The 15,836-nt window shown below is 65.0% G+C and carries 18 protein-coding genes; 14 read left to right on the forward strand and 4 right to left on the reverse strand.

The features are described 5' to 3' along the window. Positions 1-18: 18 nt before the first annotated feature. The 4 genes from lipA to L1081_RS22490 are packed head-to-tail and all read right to left on the reverse strand — an operon-like array spanning position 19 to position 2,929. Complete coding sequence (gene lipA, locus L1081_RS22475) at positions 19-1,002, reverse strand: lipoyl synthase (protein WP_145739634.1); 984 nt, start codon at positions 1,000-1,002, stop codon at positions 19-21. Between the two features lie 7 nt (positions 1,003-1,009). Then, positions 1,010-1,690 (reverse strand): lipoyl(octanoyl) transferase LipB, encoded by a 681-nt coding sequence (gene lipB / locus L1081_RS22480; protein WP_489414143.1) that lies wholly within the window; start codon positions 1,688-1,690, stop codon positions 1,010-1,012. Between the two features lie 19 nt (positions 1,691-1,709). Then, positions 1,710-2,027, reverse strand: a complete 318-nt coding sequence (locus tag L1081_RS22485) for a YbeD family protein (protein WP_319439786.1) — start codon at positions 2,025-2,027, stop codon at positions 1,710-1,712. Continuing rightward, entirely contained in the window at positions 2,024-2,929 is a 906-nt protein-coding gene (locus L1081_RS22490; protein WP_489414144.1) for an aminotransferase class IV, read from the reverse strand. Before L1081_RS22490 ends, L1081_RS22485 begins: the two co-directional genes overlap by 4 nt. Positions 2,930-3,086: 157 nt before the next feature. Here L1081_RS22490 and L1081_RS22495 point away from each other — a divergent pair, with 157 nt between their 5' ends. The 14 genes from L1081_RS22495 to L1081_RS22560 all read left to right on the forward strand — a co-directional run bounded on the left by L1081_RS22495 (position 3,087) and on the right by L1081_RS22560 (position 15,745). Continuing rightward, entirely contained in the window at positions 3,087-3,572 is a 486-nt protein-coding gene (locus tag L1081_RS22495) for an ATP synthase subunit I (RefSeq protein ID WP_489414145.1), read from the forward strand. Between the two features lie 4 nt (positions 3,573-3,576). Then, positions 3,577-4,446, forward strand: coding sequence for a F0F1 ATP synthase subunit A (atpB, locus tag L1081_RS22500; protein WP_489414146.1), 870 nt, complete (start codon positions 3,577-3,579; stop codon positions 4,444-4,446). Positions 4,447-4,506: 60 nt separating this feature from the next. After that, positions 4,507-4,770, forward strand: a complete 264-nt coding sequence (gene atpE / locus L1081_RS22505) for a F0F1 ATP synthase subunit C (protein WP_007830191.1) — start codon at positions 4,507-4,509, stop codon at positions 4,768-4,770. A 77-nt stretch (positions 4,771-4,847) separates the two neighbouring features. Beyond that, the gene (locus L1081_RS22510) at positions 4,848-5,318 is read left to right on the forward strand and encodes a F0F1 ATP synthase subunit B (RefSeq protein WP_007830193.1); all 471 of its coding nucleotides are present in this window, start codon (positions 4,848-4,850) and stop codon (positions 5,316-5,318) included. An 8-nt stretch (positions 5,319-5,326) separates the two neighbouring features. Further along, positions 5,327-5,857: a F0F1 ATP synthase subunit delta gene (locus L1081_RS22515; RefSeq protein ID WP_319427964.1), complete on the forward strand. Its 531-nt coding sequence runs from the start codon at positions 5,327-5,329 to the stop codon at positions 5,855-5,857. A 48-nt stretch (positions 5,858-5,905) separates the two neighbouring features. Beyond that, a complete protein-coding gene (gene atpA, locus L1081_RS22520; protein WP_489414147.1) occupies positions 5,906-7,459 on the forward strand; it encodes a F0F1 ATP synthase subunit alpha in 1,554 nt (517 codons plus the stop codon). Between the two features lie 21 nt (positions 7,460-7,480). Next, positions 7,481-8,356 carry a F0F1 ATP synthase subunit gamma gene (gene atpG, locus L1081_RS22525; protein ID WP_145739645.1) on the forward strand — a complete coding sequence of 292 codons (876 nt, stop codon included), beginning with the start codon at positions 7,481-7,483 and terminating at the stop codon, positions 8,354-8,356. 90 nt (positions 8,357-8,446) lie between these two features. Beyond that, complete coding sequence (locus L1081_RS22530) at positions 8,447-8,836, forward strand: hypothetical protein (RefSeq protein WP_489414148.1); 390 nt, start codon at positions 8,447-8,449, stop codon at positions 8,834-8,836. Between the two features lie 127 nt (positions 8,837-8,963). Continuing rightward, positions 8,964-10,364, forward strand: coding sequence for a F0F1 ATP synthase subunit beta (atpD, locus tag L1081_RS22535; protein WP_124958922.1), 1,401 nt, complete (start codon positions 8,964-8,966; stop codon positions 10,362-10,364). 12 nt (positions 10,365-10,376) lie between these two features. Further along, positions 10,377-10,796 (forward strand): F0F1 ATP synthase subunit epsilon, encoded by a 420-nt coding sequence (locus L1081_RS22540; protein WP_124958921.1) that lies wholly within the window; start codon positions 10,377-10,379, stop codon positions 10,794-10,796. A gap of 235 nt (positions 10,797-11,031) precedes the next feature. Next, positions 11,032-12,201: an ROK family protein gene (locus L1081_RS22545; RefSeq protein WP_489416824.1), complete on the forward strand. Its 1,170-nt coding sequence runs from the start codon at positions 11,032-11,034 to the stop codon at positions 12,199-12,201. Beyond that, on the forward strand, positions 12,198-13,736 hold the full coding sequence (locus L1081_RS22550; protein ID WP_489414149.1) for an ATP-binding cassette domain-containing protein: 1,539 nt from the start codon (positions 12,198-12,200) through the stop codon (positions 13,734-13,736). The genes L1081_RS22545 and L1081_RS22550 overlap by 4 nt, the downstream gene beginning before the upstream one ends. After that, the gene (locus tag L1081_RS22555) at positions 13,723-14,724 is read left to right on the forward strand and encodes an ABC transporter permease subunit (protein ID WP_489414150.1); all 1,002 of its coding nucleotides are present in this window, start codon (positions 13,723-13,725) and stop codon (positions 14,722-14,724) included. Before L1081_RS22550 ends, L1081_RS22555 begins: the two co-directional genes overlap by 14 nt. Positions 14,725-14,818: 94 nt before the next feature. Beyond that, positions 14,819-15,745 carry a substrate-binding domain-containing protein gene (locus tag L1081_RS22560; protein ID WP_489416825.1) on the forward strand — a complete coding sequence of 309 codons (927 nt, stop codon included), beginning with the start codon at positions 14,819-14,821 and terminating at the stop codon, positions 15,743-15,745. Positions 15,746-15,836: the final 91 nt, after the last annotated feature.

Here is a 15,836-nt window from a genome sequence, read left to right on the forward strand (position 1 = left end):
GCGCCGACCGCTTGTTTGTCAGACGCCCGCGGCGTGCGCCTGCTGGTCCGCGTGGTAGCTCGAACGCACCATCGCGCCCACGGCCGCGTGGCTGAAGCCCATCTTGTAGGCCTCTTCCTCGAACATCTTGAAAGTGTCGGGGTGCACGTAGCGGCGCACCGGCAGGTGCGAGCCCGACGGCGACAGGTACTGGCCGATGGTCAGCATGTCGATGTCGTGCGCGCGCATGTCGCGCATCACCTGCAGGATCTCTTCGTCGGTTTCGCCCAGGCCCACCATGATGCCGCTCTTGGTCGGAACCTGCGGGTGCAGCGCCTTGAACTTCTTCAGCAGGTTGAGGCTGAACTGGTAGTCGCTGCCGGGGCGCGCTTCCTTGTAGAGGCGCGGCGCGGTCTCCAGGTTGTGGTTCATCACGTCCGGCGGCGCGGCCTTGAGGATCTCGAGGGCGCGGTCGTCGCGGCCGCGGAAGTCGGGCACGAGGATCTCGATCTGCGTCATCGGCGAGAGTTCGCGGATGTTGGTGATGCAGTCGACGAAATGCTGGCTGCCGCCGTCGCGCAGGTCGTCGCGGTCGACGCTGGTGATCACCACGTACTTCAGGCGCAGCTTGGCGATGGTCTTGGCGAGGTTGAGCGGCTCGTCCTTGTCGAGCGGGTCCGGGCGGCCGTGGCCCACGTCGCAGAACGGGCAGCGGCGCGTGCACTTGTCGCCCATGATCATGAAGGTCGCCGTGCCATTGCCGAAGCATTCGCCGATGTTCGGGCACGAGGCTTCTTCGCAGACGGTGTGCAGGTTGCTTTCGCGAAGGATCTGCTTGATCTCGTAGAAGCGCGTGGTGGGGCTGCCGGCCTTCACGCGGATCCAGTCGGGCTTCTTGAGCACCTCGCCCTGCTGCACCACCTTGACGGGGATGCGCGAGAGCTTGGCCGCGGCCTTCTGCTTGGCCAGCGGGTTGTAGGTTTCGGCGCTTTGTGCGTCGCGGACGACTTCTGTGGTGCTCATTGGAGTGTCAAGGCGCCAGGTAGGTGCTGAGCTTCTGGCTCAGGACCCGGGCAGCTTCTTCCCATGTGGTTTGGACCCCGATTGTAGAAAGATCGACCGTTTGCAGCCCCGCATAGCCGCAAGGGTTGATGCGAGAGAAGGGTTCGAGGTCCATCGCGACGTTGAGCGCCACGCCGTGGTAGGTGGCGTGGCGGCTCACCTTGATGCCGAGCGCGGCGATCTTGCCGAGGCCGCGGAACGGGTCGCCAGCGGGTAGCGGGCCGGTCAGCGCGGCATGCGAAAAAGGGTCGTCGAGCCGTACGTAGATGCCCGGCGCGCCCGCCACGCGGTGGCCCGTCACGCCGAAGTGGGCCAGCGTGCGCAGCACCGATTCCTCGATGCGGTAGACGTATTCCTTCACGAAGTAGCCCGCGCGCCGGAGATCGATCAGCGGATAGGCCACCACTTGGCCCGGGCCGTGGAAGGTGACCTGGCCGCCGCGGTCGGTCTGCACGACCGGGATCGCGCCAGGGTTCAGGATGTGGTCCTGCTTGCCCGCGATGCCCTGCGTGAAGACCGGGGCGTGCTCGCAGATCCACAGCGCATCGGGCGTCTCGGGCAGGCGTTCGAGCGTGAACTGCTTCATTGCGCCGTAGGTCGCGGCGTAGTCGGCGGCGCCCAGCCATGTGGCTTCGATGCCCGTGCTCATCGCGTGCCCGGCGCTTTCTTCAGAGAACGACCTTGACCAGCGGATGGCCCGAGAGCGCGCGGTACAGATCGTCGAGCTGCTCGCGGCTGGTGGCGGTGACGGTGATCGTCACGCCCAGGTAGTTGCCCGCCTTGCTGTCGCGCAGCTCGACCGTGGTGGCGTCGAAGGCCGGATCGAAGCGCTCGGCGATCTGCGTGATGGCATGCACGAAGCCATCGGCCTTGATGCCCATGACCTTGATCGGAAACTGCGAGGGGTACTCGATCAGCGATTCCTTGCGCGGATCGGGAATCGGAGCGCCGGTGTCGGTGATGTCGTTGGTGGTGCTGCTGCTCATGCGGTGGTCGCTCCTTGCTTGTGTGGCTGCTGGGCATTGCGCTGCTTGGCCTCTTGGTAAGCCGCGTACAAGGCTTGATAGATGGGGCCGGGGCGGCCATTTCCAATCGCCTGGCCATCGAGCGTCACGACCGGCAGCACTTCCTTGCTGGCCGACGAAAGCAGCAGCTCGTCGGCGCCGAAAACCTCATCGCGCGAGATGCGGCGCAGCGCAAACGGGATGCCGCACTCGGCGCACAGGCGTTCGAGCAGGCCGTAGCGGATGCCGGTCAGCACCAGGTGGTCCTTGGGCGGCCCCACGAGGCGGCCGTCCTTCACGATCCACACGTTGCTCGACGAGGCCTCGCTGAGCCATTCGTCACGGAACATGATGGTCTCGGCCGCGCCGGCCTCGACGCTGATCTGCCGCGCCAGCACCGCGCCCAGCAGGCTGGTGCTCTTGATGTGCGCCTTCTGCCAGCGGAAGTCGGCCGCACTCACGCAGGCCACGCCCTTGGCGCGCACGGCATCGGCCACCGGCGGCAGCGGATTCACCATCACGAACACCGTCGGGCGCACGCCCTGGGTCATGGCATGATCGCGCGGCGCGACACCGCGGGTGATTTGAAAGTACACGGCCTGGGGCGCATCGCCGCCCGCCTCGACGAGCCGCATCACGATGCCGCGCCACTGGGCGAGCGTGAGCGGATTGGCAATCTGCAGTTCGGCCAGCGAGCGATCGAGGCGCGCCATGTGCTCCTCGAAGCAGAAGGGCTGGCCACCGTAGACGGGGACGACTTCGTAGACGCCGTCGCCGAAGATGAAGCCGCGGTCGAGAACGCTGATGCGTGCGTCCTTGAGCGCGGTGTACTCGCCGTCGAGATAGCAGAGCGTGGAGGGGAGTGCGGCGGTAAGAGGGTGCATGCTGGAATTATGGTTGTGCGCGGCAGGTCGGGCTCTCGTCAGCCAACGAAGCCTCGATTTGCAAACGCGACAGCTCGGGTGGTCGGACGGGCTGGGTTTTTACTTATAATCAATGGCTTTGTAGAAATTCTGGGTCGTCATCCGGGCTTCATTCGAAATGAAAACAATCGCCCGAAAAGATGAGGAAGTCGCGGAAGACCTCGACGCAGAATACAAGCCGTTGACCGCCGATGAGGCGCGTGAACTGCGAGCAAGGCATCCTTCGATCTCCCCCTGGTGGGTCATCGCGGGGCAGTTGGTTGTCGGTCTGCTGGTGGCTTTGGCCGCCTGGGGACTGACGGGGAGGCAAAATCTGGGGTGGTCCGCCGGCTACGGCGCGATTGCGGTGGTCATTCCTGCTGCGGTGTTCGCGCGGGGGCTGACCGGCCGGTTTTCTTCCCTGAATCCGGGCACTGCGGTGGTTGGGTTCTTCCTGTGGGAAATGGTCAAGATGGCCTTGTCGATTGCGATGTTGTTCGCAGCGCCAAGGCTGATAACGGCGCTGAGCTGGCCAGCAATGCTGATCGGTTTGGTGGTGACAATGAAGGCGGCCTGGTTGGCGGTGATGTTCTCGCCCCGGCGCCGGCAACATAGAGACGAGTAACTGAATGGCTGCTGAAAACGCTGCGGAACATGGTCAGACCGCGGGTGAATACATCATTCACCACTTGACGCACCTGCAAAGCTCCAAGCCGGGCGGTGTTGCGGACTTTTCGGTTTTCAATTTCGACTCGCTCTTCTTCTCGATAACACTGGGCATCCTGGGTTGCTGGCTGCTCTGGCTGGCTGCCCGCAAGGCTACTTCGGGCGTTCCCGGCCGTTTTCAAGCAGCCGTCGAGCTGCTGGTGGAAATGGTCGACCAGCAGGCCAAGGGCATCGTCCACAACGCCACCAGCCGCAAGTTCGTTGCCCCGCTGGCGCTCACGATCTTCGTCTGGATCTTCCTGCTCAATGCAATGGACCTGTTCCCGGTCGATTTGTTCCCGGCGATCTGGGCCAAGATCTTCCACATCGCCGGCGAAGACCCGCACCACGCCTACCTGCGCGTCGTGCCCACGGCCGACCTCTCGGTGACAATGGGCATGTCGGTTGCCGTGCTGCTGGTCTGCCTCTACTACAACATCAAGATCAAGGGCCTGGGCGGCTGGGTGCACGAGCTCTTCACGGCGCCGTTCGGCAACCACTGGGCGCTGTATCCGTTCAACTTCGCAATGCAGATGATCGAGTTCGTCGCCAAGACCGTCTCGCACGGCATGCGGCTGTTCGGCAACATGTACGCCGGCGAACTGATCTTCCTGCTGATCGCGCTGATGGGCGGTGCCTGGTCGCTGTCGGCCACCGGCATCGGCCTGGCCATCGGCCACATCATCGCGGGCACGGCCTGGGCCATCTTCCACATCCTGATCATCACGCTGCAGGCGTTCGTGTTCATGATGCTGGCGCTGGTCTACATCGGCCAGGCCCACGATCACCACTGATCATCCGTTTTCGTTTTTGTTTTTTGTTTTCTCTTCAACCAAAGTCCTCTAGGAGTCATCATGGAAGTTATTAGCTTTGTTGCACTGGCCGCCGGCCTGATCATCGGTCTGGGCGCTGTGGGCGCATGTATCGGCATCGGCATCATGGGCAGCAAGTACCTCGAGTCGGCCGCACGTCAGCCTGAACTCATGGGTGAACTTCAAACCAAGATGTTCCTGCTGGCCGGTCTGATCGACGCCGCTTTCATTATCGGCACCGGTATCGCCCTCTGGTTCGCAACGGCCAACCCGTTCCTGGCTCAGATCGCCAACCTGCCGAAGTAAGTCTTTCTCGTAGGACCCGTGTCGTCGTTCCCCTCTGTGGAATGGCTTCGCATTCAATCCCAAAGAGAGGGTGAAAAGTGAGCATTACCGGTACCCTGATCGTTCAGATGATCGTGTTCCTGATCCTGGTCGGGTTCACGATGAAGTTCGTGTGGCCGCCGATCGCGAAGGCGCTGGACGACCGCGCTGCGAAGATCGCCGAAGGCCTCGCTGCCGCCGACAAGGCCAAGTCCGAACTCTCCGCCGCCAACAAGCGCGTGGAAGCCGAACTGGGCCAGGCACGCAACGAGTCCGCACAACGTCTTGCTGACGCCGAACGTCGCGCCCAGGCCATCGTTGAAGAGGCCAAGGCCCGCGCGACCGAAGAAGGCAACAAGATCGTTGCAGCCGCACGCGTCGAAGCCGACCAGCAGGCACTGAAGGCGCGCGAAGCACTGCGCGAACAAGTCGCGGCCCTGGCTGTCAAGGGCGCAGAGCAGATCCTGCGCAAGGAAGTGAATGCAGGCGTTCACGCCGATTTGCTCGCCCGCCTGCAGACCGAACTCTGATAGAAGCCATGGCAGAACTCGCCACCATTGCACGCCCCTACGCCGAGGCGCTCTTCAAGGCCTCGTCGTCCGACGTTGCCGGCACCAGCGCCTGGCTCGAAAAGATGGCCGCCATCGCGGCCAATCCGGAGCTCCAGCAGTTCGCCGACAACCCCAAGGCCACGGCCGAGCAGGTTCTCGGCGTGGTCGCCGGCGCCTTCGGTGCGCCGCTGGCTGCCCATGCCCAGAATTTCCTGGGTGCGCTCCTCGACAACGGGCGCTTTTCGGTGCTGCCGGAAATTGCGAAGCAGTTCCGGGCACTGGCCAACGCGAAGAGCGGTTCGTCCGACGCCGTGGTCTACAGCGCCTTCCCGATCGACGCATCGGCCCTGGCCAATGTGGCAGCAGCGCTCGAAAAGCGCTTCGGCCGCAAGCTGCAGGTCACGGTCCAGCAGGAGCCGGAACTGATCGGCGGCATTCGTGTGGTGGTCGGCGACGAGGTGCTCGACACCTCCGTCAAAGCGCGCCTTGAACAAATGAAAGTTGCGCTGGCGGCCTGACGGTCTTCAGCCCTCTACTTGTAGCCTCAAAGAAAGAAGGAAAGAGTCATGCAACTCAATCCCGCAGAAATTTCCGAACTGATCAAGAGCCGCATCGAGGGCCTTGGGGTCAGCGCCAACATCCGCAACGAGGGCACCGTGGTTTCGGTGACCGACGGCATCGTGCGCGTGCACGGCCTGTCCGACGCGATGCAGGGCGAAATGCTCGAGTTCCCGCCCACGGCCGACGGCACGCCGTCGTTCGGCCTCGCGCTGAACCTCGAGCGCGACTCGGTCGGCGCCGTGATTTTGGGCGAGTACGAGCACATCTCCGAAGGCGACACCGTCAAGTGCACGGGCCGCATCCTGGAAGTGCCCGTCGGCCCCGAGCTCATCGGCCGCGTGGTGAACGCCCTCGGCCAGCCGATCGACGGCAAGGGTCCGATCAACGCCAAGATGACCGACGTGATCGAGAAGGTTGCACCGGGCGTGATCGCCCGCAAGTCGGTCGACCAGCCGATGCAGACCGGCCTCAAGTCGATCGACTCGATGGTGCCGATCGGCCGCGGCCAGCGCGAGCTGATCATCGGCGACCGCCAGACCGGCAAGACGGCCGTGGCGATCGACGCGATCATCAACCAGAAGGGTCAGAACATGACCTGCGTCTACGTTGCGATCGGCCAGAAGGCTTCGTCGATCAAGAACGTGGTGCGCGCACTCGAACAAGCCGGCGCGATGGACTACACCATCGTGGTGGCCGCATCGGCCTCCGAATCGGCGGCCATGCAGTACGTGTCGGCCTACTCGGGCTGCACCATGGGCGAATACTTCCGCGACCGCGGCGAAGACGCGCTCATCGTCTATGACGACCTCTCCAAGCAAGCCGTGGCCTACCGCCAGGTCTCGCTGCTGCTGCGCCGCCCGCCAGGCCGCGAAGCCTACCCCGGCGACGTGTTCTATCTCCACAGCCGCCTGCTCGAGCGCGCAGCCCGCGTGAACGCCGACTACGTCGAAGCCTTCACCAAGGGTGAAGTCAAGGGCAAGACCGGCTCGCTCACCGCGCTGCCGATCATCGAAACGCAGGCCGGCGACGTGTCCGCCTTCGTTCCGACCAACGTGATCTCGATCACCGACGGCCAGATCTTCCTGGAAACCAACCTGTTCAACGCCGGTATCCGCCCCGCCATCAACGCCGGTATCTCGGTGTCGCGCGTGGGTTCGTCGGCGCAGACCAAGGTCATCAAGGGCCTCTCGGGCGGTATCCGTACCGACCTGGCCCAGTACCGCGAGCTGGCTGCGTTCGCGCAGTTCGCCTCCGACCTCGACGAAGCCACCCGCAAGCAGCTCGACCGCGGTGCCCGCGTGACCGAACTGCTGAAGCAGGCCCAGTACAGCCCGCTGCCGATCTCGCTGATGGGCGCCACGCTGTTCGCGGTGAACAAGGGCTTCATGGACGACCTCGAGATCAAGAAGGTGCTGCCGTTCGAACACGGCCTGCACCAGTTCCTGAAGTCCAGCCATGCTGCGCTGCTCGACAAGATCGAAAAGGCCAAGGCGCTCGACAAGGACGCCGAAGCCGAGCTGACCGCCGCCATCACGGCGTTCAAGAAGTCGTTCGCCTGATCGGCCGGACAAGGAGCACTCATGGCAGCTGGTAAGGAAATCCGCGGCAAGATCAAATCGGTGGAAAACACCAAGAAGATCACCAAGGCCATGGAAATGGTCTCGGTTTCCAAGATGCGCAAGGCGCAAGAGCGCATGCGTGCCGCCCGCCCCTACAGCGAAAAGATCCGCAACATCGCGGCCAACCTGGGCAAGGCGAATCCCGAGTACACGCACGCGTTCATGAAGAAGAACGAGGCCAAGGCCATCGGCTTCATCATCGTCACGAGCGACAAGGGCCTGTGCGGCGGCTTGAACACCAACCTGCTGCGCGCCGTGACGGCCAAGCTGCGGGAAGCACAGAGCGCGGGCATCGCGATCGAGTCGGTGGCCATCGGCAGCAAGGGCCTGGGCTTCCTGAACCGCATCGGTGCGCGCGTCGTGGCCCATGTCACCCACCTGGGCGACACGCCGCATCTGGACAAGCTCATCGGCCCGGTCAAGACGCTGCTCGACGCCTATGCGGAAGGCAAGCTCTCGGCCGTGTACCTGTGCTACACGAAGTTCATCAATACGATCAAGCAGGAGCCGCTCGTCGAGCAGCTGCTGCCGCTGGCCGCGGACTCGCTGCAGGTCGAGGCCGGTCAGCATTCGTGGGACTACATCTACGAGCCCGATGCGCAGAGCGTGATCGACGAGCTGCTGGTGCGCTATGTGGAGTCGCTGGTCTACCAGGCCGTGGCCGAGAACATGGCGTCCGAGCACTCCGCCCGAATGGTCGCCATGAAGGCGGCGACGGACAACGCCGGCAATGTGATCAACGAGCTCAAGCTGGTCTACAACAAGACCCGCCAGGCAGGCATCACCAAGGAGCTTTCGGAAATCGTGTCCGGCGCCGCTGCGGCTGCCGGTGTTTGATTGCGGCAATGGACCGGGCCACATTGCCATTCGCGCTTCGCAGCACTGCGAACCGATAACCGAAGGCCTTTTTCTGGGGACTCTGCACAAATGAAGAAACTTCTCGTTCTGGTGGCCATGGCCGCCGCCCTGACTGCCTGCTCCAAGAAGGAAGAGGCGCCTGCTGCACCGCCGGCACCTGCCGCCGCACCGGCGCCCGCTCCCGCGGCGCCTGCCGCCCCGGCAGCGCCGGCCGCACCCGCGGCCACCGCTCCCACGGCATCGGCCGCGGACCTGCCCCAGGAGTGCAACGACTACCTGGCCAAGGCCCAGGCGTGCGTGTCCGCGCAAAGCGGCGCTGCCGCCGATGCGATGAAGGCAAGCGTGGAGCAGACCAAGGCGGCGTGGGCTTCGATGGGCACCGACAAGGCCGCGCTGGGCCAGGCCTGCAAGGCTGCCAGCGATGCCTTCGCCGCACAGGCCGCGGCGCTGAAGTGCTGATCGGAAGCAACTGAAGAAACCAAGGGTGCCGGCCCGTCCGGCATTCTTGCAAAAGCGGCCCGCGATGGCACAAGGACGCTTCTGCAAGAACCTGTCGCAACATTATTGAGATCCAGAAGGAAACGCCATGGCTGAAGGAAAAATTGTCCAATGTATCGGCGCCGTGGTCGACGTGGAGTTCCCGCGTGACCAGATGCCCAAGGTCTATGACGCCTTGAAATTCGAAGGCGGCGGGCTGACCCTCGAAGTCCAGCAGCAGCTCGGCGACGGCGTGGTGCGCACCATTGCGCTCGGTTCGTCCGACGGCCTGCGCCGCGGCCTCATCGTCACCAACACCGGCGCGCCCATCACGGTGCCCGTCGGCAAGGCCACGCTTGGCCGCATCATGGACGTGCTCGGCCGTCCGATCGACGAGCGCGGCGACGTGAGCCAGGACCTCACCGCATCGATCCACCGCAAGGCACCCGCGTACGACGAACTGTCGCCCTCGCAGGACCTGCTGGAAACCGGCATCAAGGTGATCGACCTCGTGTGCCCGTTCGCCAAGGGCGGCAAGGTGGGCCTGTTCGGCGGTGCCGGCGTGGGCAAGACCGTGAACATGATGGAACTCATCAACAACATCGCCAAGGCTCACTCGGGCCTGTCGGTGTTCGCTGGCGTGGGTGAACGTACCCGCGAAGGCAACGACTTCTATCACGAGATGGCCGACTCCGGCGTCGTGAACCTCGAGAAGCTCGAAGACTCGAAGGTCGCCATGGTCTATGGCCAGATGAACGAACCCCCGGGCAACCGCCTGCGCGTGGCGCTGACCGGCCTGACCATCGCCGAGTCGTTCCGCGACGAAGGCCGCGACGTGCTGTTCTTCGTGGACAACATCTACCGCTACACGCTGGCCGGTACCGAAGTGTCGGCACTGCTGGGCCGCATGCCTTCTGCCGTGGGCTACCAGCCGACGCTGGCCGAGGAAATGGGCCGCCTGCAGGAGCGGATCACGTCGACCAAGGTCGGCTCGATCACCTCGATCCAGGCCGTGTACGTGCCGGCCGACGACTTGACCGACCCGTCGCCCGCCACCACCTTCGCCCACCTGGACTCCACCGTGGTGCTGTCGCGCGACATCGCTTCGCTCGGTATCTACCCCGCCGTGGACCCGCTCGATTCGACCTCGCGCCAGCTCGACCCGAACGTGGTCGGCGAAGAGCACTACAACGTGGCCCGCGCCGTGCAAGGCACGCTGCAGCGCTACAAGGAACTGCGCGACATCATCGCGATTCTGGGCATGGACGAACTTGCACCGGAAGACAAGCTGGCCGTGGCCCGCGCCCGCAAGATCCAGCGCTTCCTGTCGCAGCCGTTCCACGTGGCCGAAGTGTTCACGGGTTCGCCCGGCAAGTACGTGCCGCTGGCCGAAACCATCCGCGGTTTCAAGATGATCGTGAACGGCGAAGCCGACCACCTGCCGGAACAAGCGTTCTACATGGTGGGCAGCATCGACGAAGCGTTCGAAAAGGCCAAGAAGGTCGCTTAACAAGGAATCACCATGGCAGGCACCATTCATGTGGACGTGGTCAGCGCGGAAGAGTCGATCTTCTCGGGCGAAGCCAGGTTCGTCGCGCTGCCCGGTGAAGCCGGTGAGCTCGGCATCTACCCGCGCCACACGCCGCTGATCACGCGCATCCGCCCCGGCGCCGTGCGCATCGAAACGGCCGACGGCGGCGAGGAGTTCGTCTTCGTGGCCGGCGGCATTCTCGAAGTGCAGCCCAACGCCGTCACCGTGCTGTCCGACACCGCGATCCGCGGCAAGGACCTCGACGACGAGAAGGCCAACCAGGCCAAGGCGGCCGCCGAGGAAGCGCTCAAGAACGCCAAGAGCGACATCGACATCGCGATGGCGCAGTCGGAACTGGCCGTGATGGCCGCGCAGATCGCTGCGCTGCGCAAGTACCGCCAGAAAAAATAAACAGGAGCCGAAGAGGCTCTTCACGAAAGGCCGCCTCCGGGCGGCTTTTTTGCGTCTGCCGCTGCTGCAAGGTGGCATCTTTGATCCGAATATGGTCGAAGTTCGGCCTTGTCCGGCTGAAGCTGCGCCCCTAGTATTCGCCTTCGCCCTGGACTGCAGTTGCTGCAGCCGATGGCCAAAAGAATATCTGGAGACAAAGCGCGTGGCACCCTGGAGTGGCATCACTGCGGACGAGATGCGGTTGCTGGAGACCACCTTCTGGTCAGCCGGCGGCTCGCGCCATGCCATGGCCGAACAGCTCGGTTTCTCCAAAAGCAAGGCCAATGCGCTGATCGCCGGCCTGGTCGAGCAGGGCCTGCTGGCCGAAGCGGGCCTGCAGCGCTCCTCGGGCGGGCGTCGCGCCGAAAACCTGCAGCTGCATGCCGGCTTGGGTGTGCTGGTCGGCATCGACATTGGCGCCACCAGCCTCGACGTCGCGGTGCTGCGCCCCGACCTCTCCGTGCTCGCGCAGCACGACGAACCGGCCGACGTGCGCGAAGGCCCGGCCGTGGTGCTGGCGCGGGTGCGCGTGCTGATGCGCGAGCTGCTCGCGCGCTGCGGCCATGGCCCGAAGGACGTGCTGGGCATCGGCATCGGCGTGCCGGGCCCCGTCAACTTCGAGATCGGCCAGCTCGTGAATCCACCGCTGATGCCGGCCTGGGACAGCTTCTCGATCCGCGACTACCTGCGCGAAGACTATGCGGCGCCCGTCTTTGTCGACAACGACGTGAACCTGATGGCGCTCGGCGAGCTCTGGCGGCTGAAGCGCTCGCTCAACAACTTCCTCGTGATCAAGATCGGCACCGGCATCGGTTGCGGCATCGTCTGCCACGGCGAGGTCTATCGCGGCGCCGCCGGTTCGGCCGGCGACGTGGGCCACATCTGCGTCGACCAGGACGGTCCGCGCTGCCACTGCGGCAATGTCGGCTGCGTCGAGGCCATGGCCGCGGGGCCGGCCATCACGCGCATGGCGGTGCAGGCGGCCGAAGCCGGCGAAAGCGCCATGCTGGCCGAGTGCCTGCGCGTGCATGGCCGCATCGATGCCGTCGACGTCGGCCAGGCGAGCCGCGCCGGCGATACGGCGGCTAACGGCATCATCCAGCGCGCGGGCAACCTCATCGGCCAGATGCTGGCGTCGGTGGTGAACTTCTTCAATCCGTCGCACGTGTTCATCGGCGGCGGCATCACGCGCATCGGGCCGCTGTTCCTGGCGGCCGTGCGGCAGAGCGTGTACCAGCGCTCGCTTGCGCTTTCGACGCGGCACCTGGAAATCCAGTACACGCCGCTGGGCGTGCAGGGCGGCTTGGTGGGTGCCGGCGTGCTCGCGATGCACGAAACACTGAAGGTCCGCGGAGTGGCGCCATGACGGCAGAAGCAGAAACCAAGGGAAGCGTCGCGGTCGAATTCGACGGCGTGGTGAAGGCCTTCGGCCCGGTGCAGGTGCTGCACGGCGTGAGTTTCTCGCTGGCGCCCGGCCATGTGTACGGCCTGCTCGGCGAGAACGGCGCGGGCAAGTCCACGCTGATGAAGATCCTGTCGGGCTACGAGCCGCTCACCGGCGGCACGCTGCGCATCAACGGCCAGCCGCAGCAATTCACGAGCTCGCGCGACGCCGAGGCGCTGGGCATCGTGCTGATCCACCAGGAGTTCAATCTCGCCGAAGACCTGAGCGTGGCGCAGAACATCTTCCTGGGCCATGAAAAGAAGAAGGGCTGGCTGCTCGACGATGCCGCGATGGAGCGCGACGCTGCGGCTGCCCTTGCCGCAGTGGGCCTGCAGGTCGATCCGCGCACCAAGGTGCGCCGGCTCATCGTGGCCGAGAAGCAGCTCGTCGAAATTGCCAAGGCCATCGCGCGCCGCGCACGTTTGCTGGTCATGGACGAGCCGACCGCCACGCTGACCCCGGGCGAAACCGAACGCCTCTTCAAGCTCATCGCGCAGCTGCGCGGCGACGGCGTGACCATCGTCTACATCTCGCACAAGCTCGACGAAGTGGAGCAGGTGACCGACGAGGTGATCGTGATGCGCGACGGCCGCTTCGTGGCGCGCGCGCCCACGCCCCAGGTCACGCGCCACCAGATGGCCAACCTCATGGTGGGCCGCGAGCTTGCCGACCTGTACCCGCCGCGCGACCTGGTGGTGGCCGCCGATGCGCCCGCCATGCGCGTGCGCAGCTTCAACGTGCCCGGCTGGGCACAGGACGCGAGCTTCGAGGTGCGCCCCGGCGAGATCCTCGGCTTCGCGGGCCTGGTCGGCGCGGGCCGCACCGAACTGTTCGAAGGCCTGCTGGGCCTCAGGCCCGCGAGCGGCCAAGTCGAGATGCTCGGCAGGCCGGTGCCCCACCACAAGGGCTGGCGCAATCCGCGCGACGCCGCCAGGCACGGGCTCACCTATCTGAGCGAGGACCGCAAGGGCAAAGGCCTGCACGTGAACTTCGGCCTGCGCCAGAACCTCACGCTGATGGCGCTCGAACGCTATGCGCAGCCCTGGCTCCAGCCCGACGCCGAACGCGGCGCGCTGGCCGAGGCGGTGAAGGACTACGGCATCCGCACCGGCTCGCTCGACGTGCGCGCCTCGTCGCTCTCGGGCGGCAACCAGCAGAAGCTCGCGCTCGCCAAGGTGCTGCAGCCGAAGCCGAAGGTGGTGGTGCTCGACGAGCCCACGCGCGGCGTCGACATCGGCGCCAAGCGCGACATCTACTTTCTGATCCAGCGACTTGCCCGCGAAGGGCTCGCGGTGATCGTCATCTCGTCGGAGCTGATGGAACTCATCGGCCTGTGCCACCGCGTGGCGGTGATGCGCGCGGGCCGCCTCGTTGCCACGCTGGACGCAGACCACTTGACTGAAGAGGAGCTCATCGCTCATGCCACCGGAACAGCAGACACCCATGCCGCAGCCTGAAGCCGCGCAACACCGCAGCGAGGGCAAGCCGCGCTGGACCGAGTACCTGCACGGGCTCGGCCCGGTCATCGGCCTGGTGCTGCTGTGCATCGGCGGCACGCTGCTGAACAGCGACTTCGCGACCGTCGACAACGCGATGAACGTGCTCACGCGCACGGCCTTCATCGGCATCATCGCGGTGGGCATGTGCTTCGTGATCATCTCCGGCGGCATCGACCTGTCGGTAGGCTCGATGGCGGCGCTCATCGCGGGCAGCGTGATCATGTTCATCAACTGGGCCGGTCCGGCCTCGGGCTCGCCGCTGATGGCCGTGGTGATGGGCGCGGTGCTCGCGGTGGTGCTGGGTGCGCTGTTCGGTCTGGCGCACGGGCTCCTGATCACCAAGGGGCGCATCGAGCCCTTCATCGTCACGCTGGGCACGCTCGGCATCTTCCGCGCCTATCTCACGTACTTTGCCGATGGCGGCGCGCTCACGCTCGACAACGACCTGTCGGACCTCTATGCGCCGGTGTACTACGCAAGCCTCGCGGGCATTCCGGTGCCGGTGTGGGTGTTCGTGATCGTCGCGATCATCGGCGGCGTCATCCTGAACCGCACGGCCTACGGGCGCTACGTGCAGGCCATCGGCTCCAACGAACAGGTCGCGCGCTATGCGGCGGTGGATGTGGACCGCGTGAAGATCCTCACCTACGTGCTGCTGGGCGTGTGCGTGGGCATTGCCACGCTGCTGTACGTGCCGCGCCTCGGATCGGCGTCGCCGACCACGGGCCTGCTGTGGGAGCTCGAGGCGATTGCCGCGGTGATCGTCGGTGGCACCGCGCTCAAGGGCGGCGCGGGCAGCATCACGGGCACCGTGGTGGGCGCCATCCTGCTCTCGGTCATCAGCAACATCCTGAACCTCACCAGCATCATCAGCGTGTACCTCAACGCCGCGGTGCAGGGCTTCGTGATCATCATCGTCGCGTTCCTGCAAAGAGGGCGCCGCTAGTGCGCTCGCGTTTCGTTCCTTCTTTTCACTCATCAACCACAAGGAGACATCCAGCATGACAAGTTTCTTCACACGTCGCATCGCACTCACGGCCATGGCGGCCGCGGCGCTCGCGAGCCTGCCCGCATTCGCCGCCGAGAAAGTGAACCTCGGCGTTTCGATTCCGGCGGCCACGCACAGCTTCATGGGCGGCATCAACTACTGGGCCAACCAGGCGAAGAAAGACCTGGAGAAGGAACACAAGGACCTGAAGATCACGATCAAGACCGCAGCCAACGCGCCCGAGCAGGCGAACCAGCTGCAAGACTTGTCGACCGTCACCAAGATCAATGCGCTGGTGGTGTTCCCGTTCGAATCGGCCGCGCTCACCAAGCCGGTGGCGCAGGTCAAGGCCAAGGGCGCCTACGTGACCGTGGTCGACCGCGGCCTCACCGACACCAGCGCGCAGGATGCCTACGTGGCCGGCGACAACACCGCCTTCGGCCGTATTCCGGCCGAGTACATCGCCAAGCAGCTCGGCGGCAAGGGCAACGTGGTTGCACTGCGCGGCATTGCCACCACGCTGGACAACGAGCGCATGGATGCCTTCAACGCGGTGCTCAAGAACCATCCCGACATCAAGCTGCTCGACGCCAAGTACGCCAACTGGAACCGCGACGACGCCTTCAAGGTCACGCAGGACTACCTCACGCGCTTCAAGAACATCGACGCCATCTGGGCGGCCGACGACGACATGGCCGTGGGCGTGCTCAAGGCCATCGAGCAGGCCAAGCGCGACGACATCAAGATCGTCTTTGGCGGCGCGGGCGCCAAGGGCATGGTCAAGACCATCATGGACGGCAAGGACAAGCGCATCGGCGCCGACGTGAGCTACTCGCCCAAGTTCATCTACGACGCGATCAAGCTCACGGCCGAGGCGCGGCTGAAGGGCGAGAAGCTGCCCGCGACGACGATCATTCCTTCGGTGCTGATCACCAAGGAAAACGCCAAGGACTTCTATCACCCGAACTCGCCGTTTTAAAGCTCGCCCCCAGTCTGCGCGCACTTCGTGTCGCTTCGCCAACCCCCTACCGGGGGCAACACCAGCGGCCCGGCAAAGCCGGTTCCGCGGT

The sequence above is a fragment of the Variovorax sp. MSC1_012 genome (assembly GCF_023667525.1).
Lineage (GTDB): Bacteria > Pseudomonadota > Gammaproteobacteria > Burkholderiales > Burkholderiaceae_C > Variovorax > Variovorax beijingensis_B.